Genomic DNA, 16,333 nt, shown 5'->3' with positions numbered 1-16,333 from the left:
ACCATGTCATGTTTATATCGCCTTCTCTTTAGGCGACAGATCAAAAGGCACAACCACTTTAAAGCTGATATTCCTGCCCATATTAAATATACCGGGCTGCACGCCAGCCGGCACGGTTGGGTTATCAAAGTATTTCAAGCGGCTCATGTTTGATTGGTAGCTTACGTTACCCAGGTTGGTCCCTTCGATAAACAACTCCAACACCTTATTGCCTTTTGCGTTTACAATGTTGCCACCAATACCTGCACTTAACAGGTTATAACCTGCTGTATAAGTTTCTGTACCATAAGCAGAAAAGAAGCGGTCCTGCGCAGAGAAGTGGTCAAATCCCACAAAGGCATACAGGTTTTTGAACGACTTCCCTAAACCCTTAGCAAACGTTCCGCGTAGTTCGGAGTGAGTATGCAATGGCGGTATAAATGGCAAATATTTTAAACTATCAGGAACTTTACCGCCTGTACCTAAGTTTGTACCATAAGTTAAGGTGGCAGAGTTCTCAAAATGCAGCCATGATACCGGGTGAACATCCAAACCAATTTCACCGCCATCTATACGCGCTTTGCTTTGCACATAGGTGAATTTGCTATATTGTCCATTTGGATCCTGTGCACCACTCGCATCAACACGTTCCGGGTCGCCGTTTGCATCCAGGATCTGTTCCTGAAAAATATAGTTTTGGATATGGTTATCAAAAAGCTCTACGCTTGCCGATACATTTGGCAAGGTAAGGAAAGCACCTAAATCTTCCTGAACACTAAATTCCGGTTTAAAATTAGGATTCCCCACGTGGTAGATCTGCGAACCCGGGTCAGGGCCGTTAGCTGATAGCTCAGCAATACTTGGCGCCCTAAATCCGCGCGCAATATTTCCCTTCAGCAAAAACTGATCAGAAAAATTATAGGCGGCACCAAAACTACCTGATACGCCTGAAAATGTTTTGCTCAATGCCGGGAACTGTTGTACAACGTTAGCTGCGCTTGTTGGGTTGGCACCGGTGTAAAGCGTTGGAAAATACTGTTTAACAGTATCTATATAAGCTGCCTTCCCGGTGAATGACCTTGTATCATAACGTGCGCCGCCAGAAAGATCCAACTTGCCAAAGCTCTTTTTAACCACGAAGAATGGACCTATATCAAACTGATGATATTCCGGGATAGGGAAATCAGTACTATAGCCTAACGTGTTATTTTGATATTGGCCATTTACTCCCAACGTGGTTTCCCAGGTTTTAGCGATATTGAAATCATATTTAAAATCATAGGTCCAGGTTGTTAATTGCAGGTTCAACCCCGGCACATCCGGGTCCTGTGGGTGTGTATATTCGCGGCGATGGCTGTATTGATAACCTAAGTTAACCATCAAATTTCCACTACCCAAAATAAAATTACTTACATCATAAATACGGTAAAGCTGCACGTGCTGGTGCAATACCGGTAGCGAATAGGTATTTAAATCATGTTGAGAAACATCAGGCCTGAAGGTATCCGAATCGGTAATTTGTTTGGTGAACGCACGGTTTGCCGGGTCGCGGCTCCCATCAGGTATCGCCTGCAAATCATCAAAAGCCGACGCGTTTAAGTAAGAATATCCCCACGATTTATTTAAGCCAATCATTACGCGGCCATCTTTCTCATTAAAATTAGTGGCATATACCCTGCCGTCATGCGGATCCTGGTAGTCCTTAGCCATTTTATCGGAGATCACCGTTCCCCATACCAGGCCATTACTATTGCCTTGTAATTTGAACGACTCATTAAACAAGCCATTATTGGTGCCGTAAAGTTCCTGTACCGATCCTAATATTTTTCCTTCAGCAACCGGTGGTGCTGATATTAGGTTAACCACACCGCCAATAGCATCAGATCCAAAAGTTAAGCTGGCCGGCCCTTTAATAATTTCTACACGGTCAACCGCGTTTTGGTCAACCTCTATACCGTGTTCATCGCCCCATTGCTGTCCTTCCTGCCGGATTCCGTCAACCGCTGTTACCACGCGGTTATAACCCAGGCCATGGATAAATGGTTTTGAAATATTCGGCCCAGTAGTTACCGCGCTGATCCCCGGCAGGTTCGCGATCTCGTCGATCACGTTGCCCGATGCAGAGTGCTGGTCGATATAGTTTTTACCAACGGCAACCATCGGCACAGGATCTCTTTTTAGTTCCGTGGCACGGCTTACACCGGTTACCACCACTTCAGCTTCTTCAATAGTTGAAGCCGAAAGCCGAACATTAAAAACCGTAGTATTAGTAAGATCGATCTTTTGCGTAAAGTTAGCATAGCCTACATAGCTAAAAGATACCAGGTAAACGCCCTTGGGTAAATTTTTAAAGGTATACCGTCCTTTCGGGTCGGTAGCAGTTGCTTTATGCAAATCGGGAATGGTAACAGTAACGCCGGGTAAGGTAGTGCTATCCGCCTTATCGGTTACAACCCCTGTTAAGGTGCCTGTTCCGACTTCGGGAGATGGTTTGCCAGCAGCATGCGCTGCAACAATAAAAAACAGGGCGAGATATATGGTTGATATAAGGATCTTTATAAATTTCATAAAATATTTTAATCGGTAAACCAGTTGATGATCATATCCGAACGGCACAAGCCAATTCGATTTAGCTGTTTCGATATATGAGAAACAGCAGCATTTGTTTAAGTAGATAACGGTTAAACTATTGGCGGAGAACGCCCTGCAGAAAGTATAAGTGCAATGCTTATAAAATGATGCCGAACGGCTTTATAGTAGTAACTGCTTACAACTACCGGGGCAAAATAAATTGGTGTATTTACAACAATAGCGTTATGGTGCATGGCATCGCACAACTGGCAATTTTCAGTAACGGTTTGTTTGGGCTGCGTATCAGGATTATGATAGGCAATTTTATTAGTTCGGGTATTTACCGTGTGGGTGTGGGCATATACCATAAATTGCCCTGCGCAAAAGCAAAGCAGCAATATCCAGGTAAGGATAATATGGTATTTATTTTTTTTCACTCGGCAGGTCAGTTTGTTACTTATGGCAAAAGTAGTTAAAAAAAGTTTTAAATACGCAGCAATTGCAATTAAGTTGCAATTAAAATAGTTTGCGGTATTCGGCTTACCGTTTTAGGTGCTGCCTGGTGTAAAAAAATGTAAACTGCCGACTGCAAACTGCAAACTGCTCCTATCTTTGCTGATATGACACCTGCCGAAATTAATTTGAAATGGAGCATGCTTCAGCAACGTATTGCCGAAGATTTTGACAACGAAAAGCCCGATCTGAAGGTAATGCTGTTCCTGATCGGTGTGCAGGAGCTTGGGCAGGGGCCGCGTAAATTCAGCAAGCGCCAAAAGGAAGAGCTGATGCACATTGCCAATTGCAAATTATTCAGCCTGATGGGCTTTTATGAACTGGAGGGCCTGGACCAGGATGGCTGGCCGCACTGGAAACGTGTTGGCGTTATTCCGAATTATACTTTGCTTGAACAGGAAATGGTGCTTAAATCATTAATGATAGAATACTTTGAATCGATGGAGAATGACGGGTAATTTTCACCTTGTTTCCGGCTTGCCGGAGAAAAGGGCTGACAAGCGCAGCGATGTCGGGGGTGAGTTGATTGTGCATTGTGCAAAGCTGCTTGTATATTTGACTCACTCGGTCTTAGCTTCGCTCGACCACCCTCCCTTTTGCAAGCAAAATAGAGGGTAAAATATTTTACTGACCAAACTCTATAACAATGAAAAAACTTTTTACACTCTTCCTTTTACTCATCACCGTAAGCGCGGCATTCGCAAAGCCACCCAAAAACCAGTATGTGCGCATAAAAACAACTTATGGCGAAGTGATCATCCGCTTGTATAACGAAACCCCGCAGCACCGCGATAACTTTATCAAGCTGGCGAAAAAAGGTTTTTATAACGGAACGCTTTTTCACCGGGTGATACAGGATTTCATGATACAGGGCGGCGACCCGGATTCCAAAAATGCCAAACCGGGTATCGAACTGGGTAATGGCGATGTGGGTTATACAATCCCTGCCGAGTTTCGTGATAGCCTTTTTCACAAAAGAGGTGTTTTAGCCGCTGCGCGTGATGATAACCCTAAGAAGGCCTCGAGCGGATGCCAGTTTTATATTGTAGAGGGTAAACGTTTTACTGATAGCCTGTTAAACAAAGCGGAAAAACGCAGCGGCCATAAAATACCGGAATGGCAACGCGTGGTTTACAGATCAGTTGGTGGTGCTCCCCATTTAGATGGCAACTACACCGTTTACGGCGAAGTTGTAGCCGGAATTGATATGGTAGACCTGGTAGCTGCTGTGAAAAAGGATAAAAACGACCGCCCCCTATTGGATGTGCCGATGACCGTTGAGGTTTTGAGTAAAAAAGAATGTAAGCAGCTGAATAAGATTTTGAATTTATAATACCTATGCCATTGCGCGGAATAAAGCTATGACATTTTGAAGCACTCCCCAAAATGAAAATAATCACCTATAACGTTAACGGCCTCCGTTCCGCGATAAATAAAGACTGGCTGGCATGGCTGCAAGCCACTGATGCCGATGTGGTTTGCCTGCAGGAAATAAAAGCCACTCAAAATGACATCAAAGAATTGCTTTTGGTTGAACAATTAGGCTATCAGCACTACTGGTTCCCGGCGGAGAAGAAAGGTTACAGCGGCACGGCCATCTTTTGTAAACAAACACCAAAACATATTGAATATGGTTGCGGCATAGCCGATTTTGACCGCGAAGGCCGCAACATCCGTGTTGACTTTAATGAGGTATCGGTGATGAGCGTTTATTTCCCATCCGGATCCAGCGGCGATGAGCGGCAGGCGTTTAAGTTTAGATTTTTAGATGAGTTTGGAAAGTATCTTACCCTGCTAAAATCGTCCTGCCCCAATCTGGTGATCTGCGGCGATTATAATATTTGTCACCGCCCAATTGATATCCACAACCCAAAATCAAACGCTAATTCGTCCGGCTTTTTACCCGAAGAGCGCGAGTGGATGGAAGATTTTATTGAATCGGGGTTTGTCGATACGTTTCGACATGTGAATAAAGAACCACACAATTATACCTGGTGGAGCTACCGCGCCAACGCCCGCGCCAAAAACTTAGGGTGGCGTATCGATTACGTTTTGGCAAGCAAGGAGTTAGAGGATAATATTAAACGAGCCGCAATATTACCAGAAGCTAAACATTCGGACCATTGCCCGGTTTTGCTGGAATTAGTTTTTTAAATGTAGATTAACCAAACAGCAACCCAAATACTTCTTCGATATTACCAACTGTTTTTATCTCGATCTTGTAACGTGAAAGATCAATTCGTTTTTTGTCTTTTCCTCCTGACGGGAGATTGTATTTAGAAATAAAGATCTGTTCAAAACCTAACTTCTCTGCTTCTGCAATGCGTTGTTCAACCCGGTTTACAGCACGAATTTCGCCGGATAATCCTATCTCACCTGCAAAGCAGGTTTTGAACGGGATGGGAATATCCTCATTAGAGGATATGATCGCGGCAGCAAGCCCCAGATCAATAGCCGGATCCTCAACACGAATGCCGCCGGTAATATTCAGGAATACGTCCTTAATACCCAGTTTAAATCCGCAACGTTTTTCAAGCACCGCCAAAAGCATACTCATACGTTTGGTATCGAAACCGGTTGCGGTACGTTGGGGTGTTCCGTATGGTGATACGCTGACAAGCGCCTGGGTTTCTATCAGCATGGGTCGCATACCCTCTAATGTTGCAGATATGGTGATGCCGCTTAAAGGCTCATCACGCTGTGATAACAATATTTCGGAAGGATTGGATACTTCGCGCAAACCCTCGCCCAGCATTTCATAAATACCCAGTTCTGATGCCGACCCGAAACGGTTTTTAACCGCCCGTAGAATACGGTAAACATGGTGCCTGTCGCCCTCAAACTGTAAAACGGTATCAACCATATGCTCCAGTATTTTCGGCCCGGCGATCATTCCATCCTTGGTAATATGCCCGATCAAAAATACCGGCGTAGAGCTTTCCTTTGCAAAACGCAGCAGTTCCGCGGTGCATTCCCGCACCTGCGATACACTACCCGGCGTTGATTCGATATGCGAAGAATGCAAGGTTTGTATCGAATCCACCACTACCAAATCAGGCTCCAGTTGCTCTATCTGTTTAAATATGTTTTGGGTTGATGTTTCCGTCAAAATATAACAGCCCTTACCGAAATCGGATTTCGGATTTTCAAATTGGGAATTTTGACTTTGTATTTTTGAATTTTGACTTTCAGAGGGATCTAACCGCTCTGCCCGCATTTTGATCTGCCGCTCACTTTCCTCTCCCGAAATATAAAGCACCTTCAAATTCGGCATGCTCAAAGCCAGTTGCAGCATCAGGGTTGATTTACCAATACCCGGTTCGCCACCAATCAGCACTAAGGATCCGGCTACGATTCCACCACCCAATACCCGGTTAAATTCTTTATCGGGTGTAAGTAGGCGCTGTTCCTCGCTAAAAATAATATCAGGGATCTCTATCGGTTTGTTTGCCCTTTGGATAGATGTAGAATTTCCTGTCGCTTTCCAGTCTGGCACGGAAGCGTTTGGCTTCTCGATGATCTCTTCCACAAAAGTATTCCATGCCCCGCACGACGGGCATTTACCCAGCCATTTGGCCGCCTCGAAGCCACAACTCTGGCAGAAATATGCGATTTTAGTTTTAGCCATTAGTTTTTGATGTGCAGTATGCGGGTATGCAAATATGCAGATTATAGCAAATATACTAAATTTATTAGTAATTATTATTCTTCATTCAATTCATCCCAATATTCAACAGCGCGGCGATAATGCGGGATAACAATAGAGCCACCAACTAAATTCGCGATCATGAATACCTCGTTCATTTCATCGTTATTAACGCCTGCCTCGTGGCATTTGCCTAAGTGATATTTAATGCAATCATCGCAGCGCAAAACCATTGATGCTACCAGGCCCAGCATTTCCTTGGTTTTTACATCAAGCGCGCCATCGGCGTATGTGGTGGTATCTAAAGCGAAAAAGCGTTTAATATTCGTATTTGCCGTTTCCATTATCCTGTCGTTCATCTTGGTACGATAGGATTCAAAATCATCTATTAGTTTTCCCATGGGCTTATATTATTTGAGTTTTTAAAAGTATAAATCTTTATTTTTATATGTCAGAAATGCTGATAAATTTACCCATCAATTAAAAATCATGAATAGCCTGTCGCCCAACTTTTTTGTAAAGGACATTAACCAAACCATCGAATTTTATAAACAATTAGGTTTCCAACTAATCATGACGGTGCCCGAAGCCGGCCAGGACCTGGTTTGGGCGATGATGACCAATGGCAGTGTGACTTTCATGTTCCAGACGTTTACCAGCTTGGGAGATGAGCTGCCACAGATCAACCGGAACTATGGCGGCTCGCTACTTTTTTATATCAATACAACTGGCTTGTTGTCGTTTTTTGAAGAGCTTAAAGGCAAGGTGACGATTGTAAAAGGCCTTGAGAAAACATTCTACGGCGCAACCGAATTTTCGATACTGGATAACAACGGTTTCATATTAACTTTTGCCGAGGACATTGTATGATCACATTTAAGCGCGTCGACCATATTCATATAGTGGTAGCACCGGAAAGATTGGAAGAAGCAAAAAGCTTTTATATTGAAACAATTGGCCTTGAATTGATCGACAGGCCTGATCATTTGTTTAGGGGCAAAGGTTACTGGTTTAATATTGGTAATGTTCAACTGCATATTGGCGTTGAGGCGCCGTTGCCCATTTCCATACGACATATTGCTTTTGAGGTTGCCGATGTTGATGCCGCTTATAAATATCTTGCAGGTAAAGTACAGCTATTGGAAGAACCTGAAATCCCCGGTAGAAAACGCTTTGCGTATTTGGATCCTTTCGGCAACAGGATAGAATTGTTACAGTTATTTTAAGATCAGAGTTGCAGTTCGATCGTCGGATCCCAAAATACTTCTTTAAAGTTCTGGATCTGGTCATCAATTACATTAACGCCTTCGCTTCGTAATAATTGTGCCATCAAATCTCCGCCGAAATGGAATTTTGCAGTAAGCAATCCCTGTCGGTTTACTACTCTATGGGCGGAAACCGGCGGATCGGCCCTGCCTGCTGCTTGCATGGCATAACCCACCATACGCGATGAACCCTTTGTTCCCAGATAAGCAGCAATTGCGCCGTATGAGGTCACCCTACCTTTCGGTATCAGGCGTGCAACCTGGTAAACCTTATCGAAAAAGTTAATGTCATCCATTGTCAGTAAATGAGAACTTAAGGTAGTTAATATTTTTATTATCCTTTAAGTATTTCTTCTCATAATAAGTCTTGATGTTCAGCACGTCATCTGCATAAGGCGAGTGGTACAGGTCTGCGGTTTTTACATGCAATACCAGCTCCATTTCGCCGATCTTTTCGGCAGTATAGGCATGCAGTCCGTCATTATCCGTTTTCAGGTTAACGTAGCCGCCATCCTTTAACAGGTGCTTGTACATGCTCAGGAAGCGGGGTGAGGTTAAGCGCTTTTTTTCGCGGCTCAATTGCGGCTGCGGGTCTGGAAAGGTGATCCAGATCTCATCAACCTCGCCGGGCGCGAAATAATCAAGCAGGTGTTCTATCTGTATCCGCAGGAATGCCACGTTGGCTACCGCGTCTTCCAAAGCGTCTTTAGCACCGCGCCAAATGCGGTTGCCTTTGTAATCAATACCAATAAAATTCTTTTCGGGGAACATGCGGGCAAGGTTAACAGTATATTCACCTTTGCCGCAGGCCAGTTCCAGCACAACCGGGTTATTGTTTTTAAAGAAACCGCCCGCCCAGGTTCCCCGGTAGGGTTTACCTGCATCTAATTGTAAAACATTACTGAATGTCTCTATCTCCGCGAAGCGCCTGATCTTGTCTTTTCCCACTTTTAAAAAAATTAAAGTGCAAAAATAAATTTTCCGTGCTTTTAATTTGAGCGAATATGAAGTATCCGCCCAAAAGGAAAATTACATGCTATAAGGGTAACGTTTCTCAACCGGCCCTTTTTTGGTAAAGTGCGAGAAGAGCGTTTTGGCTTTGTCCCAAACGGTACCAACAGCCTCCTCATTTACATAGCCTGATGCTTTTTGGGATACCAGCCCAACCAATGCCTTAACTAAAAAACCGGAGTTTTTAAACAGGGTTTTGTTTAATGTAAGCGGGATAAGGAAACGGGAAATGATGCTCACAAAATCCTGGTTAAAGATGTTGGATTTATTTTCGCCGCTATGGTTTCCCTTAGGGAAAAGAGAGTAAACAGTTGTAAAAACAGCAGCAGGGCTGTTAAAATGTTGTTTAATAGCCGCACCCTGAACTTTTTCCAATTCACGTAATCGTATGATCTCTTCTTTCAGATCCCAAGAGTTTTTTATAGTCGCGTCCATTATTTAAATATTTTTTGGATGATAGCATTTACGATAGGGCGTTCAAGGCCTTTTTTATTGTATTTAACTACTAATGCTATCAGCAAATAAATTACCGCAACACAGGCAAAGCCTTCCCACAGCGAATTAAATACTGAAGCCAGGTAATATGCTAAGGTTATACTGGCAAATATGAAAGCCATACCCATGCAGATGATTACCACAACATCCGAAATAATGCTTGCTGCTATAGATGTTCCTCCCTCAATGGCCCTGTATTTGGCAAGTTTTACGTGAGTTTCGGCATATTCCTTTAGCTGATCAATTAAAGGGGCTTGTGCTTGGGTATCTTTATTGTCTTCCATATTCATATTTATTATCCCGGGCAAGATGAGTACCCGGGATAGTGTAAAATTTACGCGTGCTCAAGGTCGTCCTGGTATTCCACCTCGGCGCCATTGATCTTTGATTTGATGTTTTCAACAACCTTATCTTTTAAACCTACAAGGTTATCAATTTCGGCTGCTGCGGTTTCCTTAATTGATTCACCAAGGTTTTTTAGTGATTCGGTTAATTTGTCGCGTGTTTCGCTGCCTTTTTCCGGAGCGAATAACAGTCCAAGGGCTGCACCTGCTGCCAAGCCGGCAAACAATGCAATTACTACTTTTGAGTTATCGTTCATACTACTATAATTTTTAAGTTGACTAATTGTTTTATAAAACGGCTAAAAATCTTGACAAGTATGGTTATCAGCCAATTTGTCTTTACTGATAAGCAACCTTTGTGTATTCAAAAGTAAGCATTTTTTAGCTTTAGGTATCGGCTCCGGTACGTATTCGTTCTAATCTGTCGGCTGCGAGCCGGTTGGTTTCGTATATTTCAAGCAACAACAAAAAGTACGACAGTAACACAGGACCAAAAACCAGGCCTAAAATCCCAAATAGTGGTAATCCAATAAAAACACCTATTACCGATATGATAGGATGTGTGTTTCCAACACGTTTATTAATGAGTACCCGCAACACGTTATCTACGTTCCCAATAAATAATAAACCGTAAAGTATAATCAGCACACCTTTAAAGGTATGGTCGTTTGCGATGAACAATAAACCCGCCGGTATACAAAGCGTTGGAGCGCCAACAACGGGCAAAAACGACATAAAAGCACCAATCACACCCCAAAAAACCGGGTCTGGGATTTCAAAAGCATAAAATCCTAAACAGAGCAATGTTCCCTGAGTAATTGCTATTATTCCCTGTCCTAATACATTAGAGTACGTTGAATTCCTCATGGCCTGGGCAAAACGTAGCGCATGCTGTTCGCGAAATGGCGCATATTTTAGCAAACCATTTTCAAATTCTTTGCGTTGGGTAAACATAAAGTACAAGAGAAAATACAGCACCAATAACGTTAAAATTATATTTGCGGCGCTTTGTAATATGGATGGAAAAAGATCTGTAGCCAAAGCACCCAGTTTTTGTAAAGTTGTTTCGGCGAAATGCTGCTGATTAAGTTTTTGCGCGGCAAAAACGTCAATTTTTGTGAGCCATTCCTGGATTGGAAATGTGTTATGGTTAATGGTCGCTATCTTATCGATCACCATAAAACTTAATGATAGAAAAGGAATAACAATTACAATAAGCGAACTAAAGATAATAAGCAATGCTATCATCGCTTTGTTCAATCCCTTTTTTTCGGCAAGTAATATATAAAGCGGCCTAAAGATAGTGAAGAGAACTATCGCTCCCAATATCGAACTAAATAAAAAACTTAAAGCATATAACAAAAAGCAACCCAGCAAAATAATGCTAACCAATATAATATTGTTACGCTGCTTGTAGTTAAAAATTGACATTATTGGGCAGTAGGTTTTCCAAAAATAAAACAATTGAAACCCAAATTGTTTTTTAGCCCAGCCCGGATAATTGGCAGCGCCTTAAGCCTTTTATTTAAGCAATGTGTTTATGATTGTACAACTTGACGCGATCGTATCCAGATAGAAAGCACCATCAACGGAATTATCTGAAAGTTCATACCGTAATTGTTCAACGGCAAGTTGAATACCTGAAAGTTGGTTCTTGATATCGTGCTTCAGAATATTTATTTCATCGCGTTTATCAGCATTTTCCAGGGGCTCTTCCATTCTATTTCAAATTAATAGCTTTCATTTTGTTGTATAGGGTTTTCCTATCAATTTTAAGCATCTCGGCGGCTTTGGTCTTATTAAAATTTACTTCTTTTAAAACTTTTAAAATTGTTTCATACTCTGCTTCAAGTGCCGCGTTCTTTAAATCGTGCCGGTTTTGTTTTATCTCGATATTTTCTGACTGGCTTATTGCCGACCCGTTGTTTGTAACGCCGTAGTCAAATGCTGCCATCCTGTTTGATATCTCAAGCGGAAGAGCTTTCATCATAATTTCGTCGCCTTCCGTTAATAATGTAGCGCGCCTTACAATATTTTTGAGCTCACGGATGTTCCCCGGCCAGCGATAGCTCATAAAACACTCCACAACTTCTGGAGAAAATGAAGAAACACTCCTGCTTAATTCCTGGTTGGCAATCACTAAAAAATGGTCTGCCAGCAACATGATATCGCTCCCGCGATCCCTTAACGGAGGCATATGGATACTAAACTCATTAAACCGATGGTACAGGTCCTCTCTGAAACGCCCCTTTTGAATACTGTCCTGCAGGTTTTCATTGGTCGCTACAATAATTCTTACATCAAGATCTATTTCTTTGGTACTGCCTATCCTTTTTACCTTTCGCTCCTGAACGGTACGCAGCAGGGCTGCCTGTATATCATAAGATAGGTTTCCAACTTCATCCAAAAATAAAGTTCCGCCATTAGCCATTTCAAAATGCCCGATCTTCGTATACAACGCACCCGTGAACGATCCTTTTTCGTGGCCAAAGAATTCACTTGCGGCAAGTTCTTTGGTTAATGATCCGCAATCCATTGCTACAAAGGGATTGTTGTGGCGCGGACTATTCATATGAATGCTTTTAGCAACAGCTTCTTTACCCGTGCCGCTATCGCCTATAATAATTACACTATAATTTGTAGGGGCAACCAAGTCAATCTGCCTTATGATCTCTTTAGAAGCACGGCTGTTGCCAAATACAAACTCATTGTTAGGTGTATTTTTGCGTTGCTCTTTTGATTTACTTATTATCGGGCCGTTATCATGCAAATCTTCCATCAAAGCGTATTGCGTTTCAATAGCCTTATTAACGGTATTTAATATTTCGTCGGGGTATAAGGGCTTTGTGATGTAATCATAGGCGCCCATTTTAATAAGCTCAACAGCCATTTTTATATCAGAATAGCCTGTTATAATGATAACGCCGGTTTGAGGGTATTGCTGTTTAATGTTTTTCAACATTTCGCGGCCATCGGTGTCCTCAAGCCTAAAATCACATAATACCAGGTTAAAACTGCCATTTTTAAGGCATTCCATACCCGTAGTTCCGTTTGACGCTGTTTGGACGTCGAAACCGTTACGGGTTAAAAACTTTGATAATAACAGCGCTACATTAACTTCATCATCAATGATGAGTATTTTCTTCATACCACAAAACTGTTAACAGGTAAATGTATTAAACTGTTAAATTACACAAAATTGTTAAATCTTGCTGATTTTGTGAAAAAATGCCTTGGTTTTTTATTTAAGATTGAATGCATAAGCAATGCGGGCGCCAAACATTGTTCCATAATTGCCGTCGCCATAGTAGCTTTGCATTAGCTGATACCTGATACCTACGTCAATAAAGCTTTTTCTGTCTTTTCGTTTGAATAATATACCAATCTGACCATCATAATTTAAGCCTGTTTGATCAATACCATAAACAGAGGATTTATTTAATAAAAGAGATTCGCCTGCTTCACCTTGTATGTAAAACGTCCTGATAAGGTAATATTTAATACCAACTTTAAGCGGGACAATACTCATGGATGATGAGCTAACATTTTCAATATGCAAAGGGTTTGCCGCACTATTGTTAGCACCAAAATTAAGGTAACCTAAGTTAGCTGTGAAATAAAACTTTTCGGTTAAAGGCAAGTCGTATTGGGCTGATGCACCTACTGCAAATTTATATTCAGTGTTAAAGCCGCCATTGGTTTTAATTCCGTCAATACCAAAGCTTAAGCGAGCTGTATCCGGAACTGCGCTGTATTGCGCCTTAGCTCCAACGGTAAAGCATATAAATGCCAATAAAACAAGACCCTTTTTAAAAGTGATTTCCATTTTCTATGTTTAGATTAATGCTGTTAAAACGTACAATAAATTAACAACGTATAGTCGCCTGTAAATAATTATTACGGCAATAATACAGTTTTTTACAAAGCTAACATCAGTTTTTACATATAAAGCTTTGTAATAATAAAATTGCGATTATTATTTACTCAAAAACAATATCAAATACTAAATTCAGTACAAAACAAAAGCGGGTACCGGTTGCCCGGTACCCGCTTTATTATCATAGGTAAATATGATTAGAAACCATAAGCTACACGCAGACCAACAAAATTAACTTTGCTGTTATCTTCATCGCTGTTTAATTTTGTGCTTGCTTCGTAACGTACACCTGCATCGATATAATTACCACCACCTAACTGAAACTGGTAACCCAATTGCGGAGCGTAAATAAAGGCCGCTGAGTTGTTGGCATCAATTTTAGATTTGTCTAATACAAATGCCGCACCTGCTTCGCCTTGAACATAAAAATTACCTGCTAAAAAGTATTTTAAACCTGCTTTAACCGGCAATAATTCAATGTTTTGTGCTTTTGCTGTAAATGCACCGTCTGGTGTTGTAACTGTAACATTTTTACCAAAAATATTATCGTAACCAGCGTTAACAGTTACAAATAATTTGTTAGATACTACCGGGATATCAACTTGTAATGAACCACCAAGATTCCAGTTGTATGAATCTGATAATTTTCCAGTTGGAAGACCTGCGTCAACCCCTATGCTATAACGTATGCCTGATGCTGTGGTAGTACTGGTAGATGTTGTAGTTGGGGTAGTGTTTTGTGCTTTTGCACTGAATGTGAATGCAGCAAATGCTAAAGCTAATGCTGAAATTTTAATTGAATTTTTCATGATTTGTATGTTATTAAATTGTTGTGTGTTTGTTAACACATTGCAAAGTAACTATACAAATCATTTAAGTTTTTTCATCCCAATGTCAGGAATAATCAATCGATTGATTAACAATAAGATAAATTTTAGCTAAACAGATTTAGTTTATCATAGGTGACATTTATCTGACTTATTTCCCATAAAATTCAGCTTTACGCTTTTCTAAAAATGCACTAACACCTTCTTTAAGGTCTTCTGTTCCAAAGCATTTACCAAACTCATCTATCTCTGTAGCAAAGCCATCAATGCCCGGATGGTCGGCCGCATTGATAGCGCGGATGGCTGAAGCTAAAGCAAGAGGCGCCCGAAGTAATATTTTATTCAAAATTTCTTCGGCTTTGTTTAACAGGCTGTCCGGGCTTACAACATGGTTAACCAAACCAATCTGCAAAGCCTCGGAGGCATAGATCATATCTGCTGTCAGTATCATTTCAAATGCTTTACCTTTTCCTACCAGGCGGGTTAAGCGTTGTGTACCGCCATATCCGGGTATTAAACCCAAGGTCACTTCGGGCAGGCCCATTTTTGCATTATCAGATGCTATACGGATATGGCAGGCCATAGCCAGTTCCAATCCTCCGCCTAAGGCAAAGCCATTAACAGCAGCTATTACGGGCTTTGTTGCATTCTCTATCAGATCAAAAACCTTGGTTTGACCTTCTTCTGCCAAATGCCTGCCTGCCGCTGCATTGAATGAAGCAAATTCCGAAATATCGGCGCCGGCCACAAAGGCCTTTTGCCCGGCACCTGTTATAATCAGCCCGCCAACACCCGCATCAGCAAAAGCATCGGTAAGCGCTACGTGTAATTCTGAAAGGGTTGCCTTGTTTAGGGCGTTAAGCTTGTTTTCACGGTTGATGAAGATATATTGGATACGCCCTTTATTTTCAACTAAAATGTTTTCAAAAGCCATGGTCGATATTAAAAATTACGGTGCGCGTGCACCCAGTCGGTTATATATTTAACAATTTCGGTAGTAGTTGTTCCCGGCGGGAAGAGTTCACCTACACCCAGTTTTTGTAATTCGATCATATCCTCGCCCGGTATAATGCCGCCGCCGGTTACCAGCACATCGTCCATTCCTTTTTCCTTGATCAGGTTGATGATCTTTGGAAAGACGGTCATGTGCGCACCGGATAAGATAGATATACCTATCGCATCCACATCTTCCTGTAAAGCGGTGTTCACCACCATTTCAGGCGTTTGGCGCAGGCCGGTATAAATCACTTCCATACCCGCATCGCGCAGCGAAGTGGCAATAATACGCGCGCCACGATCATGCCCATCAAGGCCAACCTTGGCAACTAAAACACGAATTGGTCGGTTAAAGGTATTACTCATGGTAAAACCGGGGTTATAAATTGTTTGATAAAAGTAAGAAGAAAACGGTGTTAATTGTTGGCAAGCACTGACAAATAATCTTCAATATGTCTTACTACGGCATTAACATCAACATCACCTCGTCATTGGTAAAGCGCAATATATTAAAGCCCCAGCTTTGCATTATCAGATCACGGTTGGCATCATATTCCTTTTTTAATAAATGAATGGGACCATCAACCTCAATAACCAATTTAAAATTCGCGCTATAAAAATCTGCTATGTAAAACGACCGCTTACAAAGCCGCTTATAATGAATAATGGAAATTGACGCAAGAATTTTTCACCATTGATATTACGCCGTCGTAATGCTTCCCATAATATTTTTTCAGCCGGTGTTTGGTTATTGCGAAGTTGACGGCGTAGGTCGGTAACGGGGTTCATGGATGGAAGATAGAGAATAG

Annotated in this window: 23 protein-coding genes; 5 read left to right on the top strand and 18 right to left on the bottom strand. The window is 41.8% G+C overall.

The window, feature by feature from the left end:
* Positions 1-12 precede the first annotated feature (12 nt).
* The gene (locus ACYZ0U_RS02130) at positions 13-2,547 is read right to left on the bottom strand and encodes a TonB-dependent receptor (protein WP_461449321.1); all 2,535 of its coding nucleotides are present in this window, start codon (positions 2,545-2,547) and stop codon (positions 13-15) included.
* Positions 2,548-2,660: 113 nt separating this feature from the next.
* The gene (locus tag ACYZ0U_RS02125; RefSeq protein ID WP_461449319.1) at positions 2,661-2,987 is read right to left on the bottom strand and encodes a hypothetical protein; all 327 of its coding nucleotides are present in this window, start codon (positions 2,985-2,987) and stop codon (positions 2,661-2,663) included.
* A 183-nt stretch (positions 2,988-3,170) separates the two neighbouring features.
* Here ACYZ0U_RS02125 and ACYZ0U_RS02120 point away from each other — a divergent pair, with 183 nt between their 5' ends.
* From ACYZ0U_RS02120 to ACYZ0U_RS02110, 3 genes are all read left to right on the top strand, one after another.
* Entirely contained in the window at positions 3,171-3,521 is a 351-nt protein-coding gene (locus ACYZ0U_RS02120; protein WP_461449317.1) for a hypothetical protein, read from the top strand.
* 188 nt (positions 3,522-3,709) lie between these two features.
* Positions 3,710-4,396, top strand: a complete 687-nt coding sequence (locus ACYZ0U_RS02115; RefSeq protein WP_461449315.1) for a peptidylprolyl isomerase — start codon at positions 3,710-3,712, stop codon at positions 4,394-4,396.
* Between the two features lie 53 nt (positions 4,397-4,449).
* Positions 4,450-5,217, top strand: coding sequence for an exodeoxyribonuclease III (locus ACYZ0U_RS02110; RefSeq protein ID WP_461449313.1), 768 nt, complete (start codon positions 4,450-4,452; stop codon positions 5,215-5,217).
* A 7-nt stretch (positions 5,218-5,224) separates the two neighbouring features.
* Here ACYZ0U_RS02110 and radA read toward each other — a convergent pair whose 3' ends face one another.
* Both radA and ACYZ0U_RS02100 read right to left on the bottom strand, forming a co-directional pair.
* Positions 5,225-6,691 (bottom strand): DNA repair protein RadA, encoded by a 1,467-nt coding sequence (gene radA / locus ACYZ0U_RS02105; protein ID WP_461449311.1) that lies wholly within the window; start codon positions 6,689-6,691, stop codon positions 5,225-5,227.
* Between the two features lie 74 nt (positions 6,692-6,765).
* Positions 6,766-7,110 (bottom strand): carboxymuconolactone decarboxylase family protein, encoded by a 345-nt coding sequence (locus ACYZ0U_RS02100; RefSeq protein WP_461449309.1) that lies wholly within the window; start codon positions 7,108-7,110, stop codon positions 6,766-6,768.
* A gap of 88 nt (positions 7,111-7,198) precedes the next feature.
* On the opposite strand from ACYZ0U_RS02100, the gene ACYZ0U_RS02095 reads away from it, so the two are divergent.
* Entirely contained in the window at positions 7,199-7,579 is a 381-nt protein-coding gene (locus ACYZ0U_RS02095; protein WP_461449307.1) for a VOC family protein, read from the top strand.
* Entirely contained in the window at positions 7,576-7,935 is a 360-nt protein-coding gene (locus ACYZ0U_RS02090; protein ID WP_461449305.1) for a VOC family protein, read from the top strand. Before ACYZ0U_RS02095 ends, ACYZ0U_RS02090 begins: the two co-directional genes overlap by 4 nt.
* A gap of 2 nt (positions 7,936-7,937) precedes the next feature.
* Here the strand turns inward: ACYZ0U_RS02090 and ACYZ0U_RS02085 are convergent, their stop codons facing one another.
* The 14 genes from ACYZ0U_RS02085 to ACYZ0U_RS02020 form a co-directional block, all read right to left on the bottom strand.
* Positions 7,938-8,270 carry an MGMT family protein gene (locus tag ACYZ0U_RS02085; protein ID WP_461449303.1) on the bottom strand — a complete coding sequence of 111 codons (333 nt, stop codon included), beginning with the start codon at positions 8,268-8,270 and terminating at the stop codon, positions 7,938-7,940.
* Positions 8,263-8,922: a tRNA (guanosine(46)-N7)-methyltransferase TrmB gene (trmB, locus tag ACYZ0U_RS02080; protein ID WP_461449300.1), complete on the bottom strand. Its 660-nt coding sequence runs from the start codon at positions 8,920-8,922 to the stop codon at positions 8,263-8,265. Before trmB ends, ACYZ0U_RS02085 begins: the two co-directional genes overlap by 8 nt.
* A gap of 81 nt (positions 8,923-9,003) precedes the next feature.
* Entirely contained in the window at positions 9,004-9,420 is a 417-nt protein-coding gene (locus ACYZ0U_RS02075; protein ID WP_461449299.1) for a hypothetical protein, read from the bottom strand.
* Positions 9,420-9,764, bottom strand: a complete 345-nt coding sequence (locus ACYZ0U_RS02070) for a phage holin family protein (RefSeq protein ID WP_461449297.1) — start codon at positions 9,762-9,764, stop codon at positions 9,420-9,422. Before ACYZ0U_RS02070 ends, ACYZ0U_RS02075 begins: the two co-directional genes overlap by 1 nt.
* Before the next feature lie 50 nt (positions 9,765-9,814).
* On the bottom strand, positions 9,815-10,081 hold the full coding sequence (locus ACYZ0U_RS02065) for a YtxH domain-containing protein (RefSeq protein WP_461449295.1): 267 nt from the start codon (positions 10,079-10,081) through the stop codon (positions 9,815-9,817).
* 130 nt (positions 10,082-10,211) lie between these two features.
* Positions 10,212-11,255, bottom strand: a complete 1,044-nt coding sequence (locus ACYZ0U_RS02060; protein WP_461449293.1) for an AI-2E family transporter — start codon at positions 11,253-11,255, stop codon at positions 10,212-10,214.
* 90 nt (positions 11,256-11,345) lie between these two features.
* A complete protein-coding gene (locus tag ACYZ0U_RS02055; RefSeq protein ID WP_461449291.1) occupies positions 11,346-11,543 on the bottom strand; it encodes a hypothetical protein in 198 nt (65 codons plus the stop codon).
* Position 11,544: 1 nt separating this feature from the next.
* Positions 11,545-12,972, bottom strand: a complete 1,428-nt coding sequence (locus ACYZ0U_RS02050) for a sigma-54-dependent transcriptional regulator (protein ID WP_461449289.1) — start codon at positions 12,970-12,972, stop codon at positions 11,545-11,547.
* Positions 12,973-13,065: 93 nt separating this feature from the next.
* Positions 13,066-13,650, bottom strand: coding sequence for a hypothetical protein (locus ACYZ0U_RS02045; protein WP_461449287.1), 585 nt, complete (start codon positions 13,648-13,650; stop codon positions 13,066-13,068).
* 248 nt (positions 13,651-13,898) lie between these two features.
* Positions 13,899-14,510, bottom strand: coding sequence for a hypothetical protein (locus tag ACYZ0U_RS02040; protein WP_461449285.1), 612 nt, complete (start codon positions 14,508-14,510; stop codon positions 13,899-13,901).
* A 169-nt stretch (positions 14,511-14,679) separates the two neighbouring features.
* On the bottom strand, positions 14,680-15,462 hold the full coding sequence (locus tag ACYZ0U_RS02035) for an enoyl-CoA hydratase-related protein (RefSeq protein WP_461449283.1): 783 nt from the start codon (positions 15,460-15,462) through the stop codon (positions 14,680-14,682).
* 8 nt (positions 15,463-15,470) lie between these two features.
* A complete protein-coding gene (locus ACYZ0U_RS02030) occupies positions 15,471-15,890 on the bottom strand; it encodes a cobalamin B12-binding domain-containing protein (RefSeq protein WP_461449281.1) in 420 nt (139 codons plus the stop codon).
* 94 nt (positions 15,891-15,984) lie between these two features.
* Entirely contained in the window at positions 15,985-16,188 is a 204-nt protein-coding gene (locus ACYZ0U_RS02025; protein ID WP_461449996.1) for a DUF559 domain-containing protein, read from the bottom strand.
* Positions 16,149-16,313, bottom strand: coding sequence for a DUF559 domain-containing protein (locus ACYZ0U_RS02020; RefSeq protein WP_461449279.1), 165 nt, complete (start codon positions 16,311-16,313; stop codon positions 16,149-16,151). Before ACYZ0U_RS02020 ends, ACYZ0U_RS02025 begins: the two co-directional genes overlap by 40 nt.
* Positions 16,314-16,333: the final 20 nt, after the last annotated feature.

Origin of the sequence: Mucilaginibacter sp. (assembly GCF_965225845.1) — a bacterium.
Taxonomy (GTDB): domain Bacteria; phylum Bacteroidota; class Bacteroidia; order Sphingobacteriales; family Sphingobacteriaceae; genus Mucilaginibacter.
This window is presented reverse-complemented; position numbering and strand designations above follow the sequence as displayed.

Bases quoted from the DNA above. Each gene is read 5' to 3' on its own strand.
- ACYZ0U_RS02050 (WP_461449289.1), bottom strand. From the start codon at position 12,972: ATGAAGAAAATACTCATCATTGATGATGAAGTTAATGTAGCGCTGTTA.
- ACYZ0U_RS02095 (WP_461449307.1), top strand. From the start codon at position 7,199: ATGAATAGCCTGTCGCCCAACTTTTTTGTAAAGGACATTAACCAAACC.
- ACYZ0U_RS02045 (WP_461449287.1), bottom strand. From the start codon at position 13,650: ATGGAAATCACTTTTAAAAAGGGTCTTGTTTTATTGGCATTTATATGC.
- ACYZ0U_RS02020 (WP_461449279.1), bottom strand. From the start codon at position 16,313: ATGAACCCCGTTACCGACCTACGCCGTCAACTTCGCAATAACCAAACA.
- ACYZ0U_RS02070 (WP_461449297.1), bottom strand. From the start codon at position 9,764: ATGGAAGACAATAAAGATACCCAAGCACAAGCCCCTTTAATTGATCAG.
- radA (WP_461449311.1), bottom strand. From the start codon at position 6,691: ATGGCTAAAACTAAAATCGCATATTTCTGCCAGAGTTGTGGCTTCGAG.
- ACYZ0U_RS02110 (WP_461449313.1), top strand. From the start codon at position 4,450: ATGAAAATAATCACCTATAACGTTAACGGCCTCCGTTCCGCGATAAAT.
- ACYZ0U_RS02040 (WP_461449285.1), bottom strand. From the start codon at position 14,510: ATGAAAAATTCAATTAAAATTTCAGCATTAGCTTTAGCATTTGCTGCA.
- ACYZ0U_RS02090 (WP_461449305.1), top strand. From the start codon at position 7,576: ATGATCACATTTAAGCGCGTCGACCATATTCATATAGTGGTAGCACCG.
- ACYZ0U_RS02030 (WP_461449281.1), bottom strand. From the start codon at position 15,890: ATGAGTAATACCTTTAACCGACCAATTCGTGTTTTAGTTGCCAAGGTT.
- ACYZ0U_RS02115 (WP_461449315.1), top strand. From the start codon at position 3,710: ATGAAAAAACTTTTTACACTCTTCCTTTTACTCATCACCGTAAGCGCG.
- ACYZ0U_RS02100 (WP_461449309.1), bottom strand. From the start codon at position 7,110: ATGGGAAAACTAATAGATGATTTTGAATCCTATCGTACCAAGATGAAC.
- ACYZ0U_RS02085 (WP_461449303.1), bottom strand. From the start codon at position 8,270: ATGGATGACATTAACTTTTTCGATAAGGTTTACCAGGTTGCACGCCTG.
- ACYZ0U_RS02035 (WP_461449283.1), bottom strand. From the start codon at position 15,462: ATGGCTTTTGAAAACATTTTAGTTGAAAATAAAGGGCGTATCCAATAT.
- ACYZ0U_RS02075 (WP_461449299.1), bottom strand. From the start codon at position 9,420: ATGGACGCGACTATAAAAAACTCTTGGGATCTGAAAGAAGAGATCATA.
- ACYZ0U_RS02120 (WP_461449317.1), top strand. From the start codon at position 3,171: ATGACACCTGCCGAAATTAATTTGAAATGGAGCATGCTTCAGCAACGT.
- ACYZ0U_RS02065 (WP_461449295.1), bottom strand. From the start codon at position 10,081: ATGAACGATAACTCAAAAGTAGTAATTGCATTGTTTGCCGGCTTGGCA.
- ACYZ0U_RS02060 (WP_461449293.1), bottom strand. From the start codon at position 11,255: ATGTCAATTTTTAACTACAAGCAGCGTAACAATATTATATTGGTTAGC.
- ACYZ0U_RS02130 (WP_461449321.1), bottom strand. From the start codon at position 2,547: ATGAAATTTATAAAGATCCTTATATCAACCATATATCTCGCCCTGTTT.
- ACYZ0U_RS02055 (WP_461449291.1), bottom strand. From the start codon at position 11,543: ATGGAAGAGCCCCTGGAAAATGCTGATAAACGCGATGAAATAAATATT.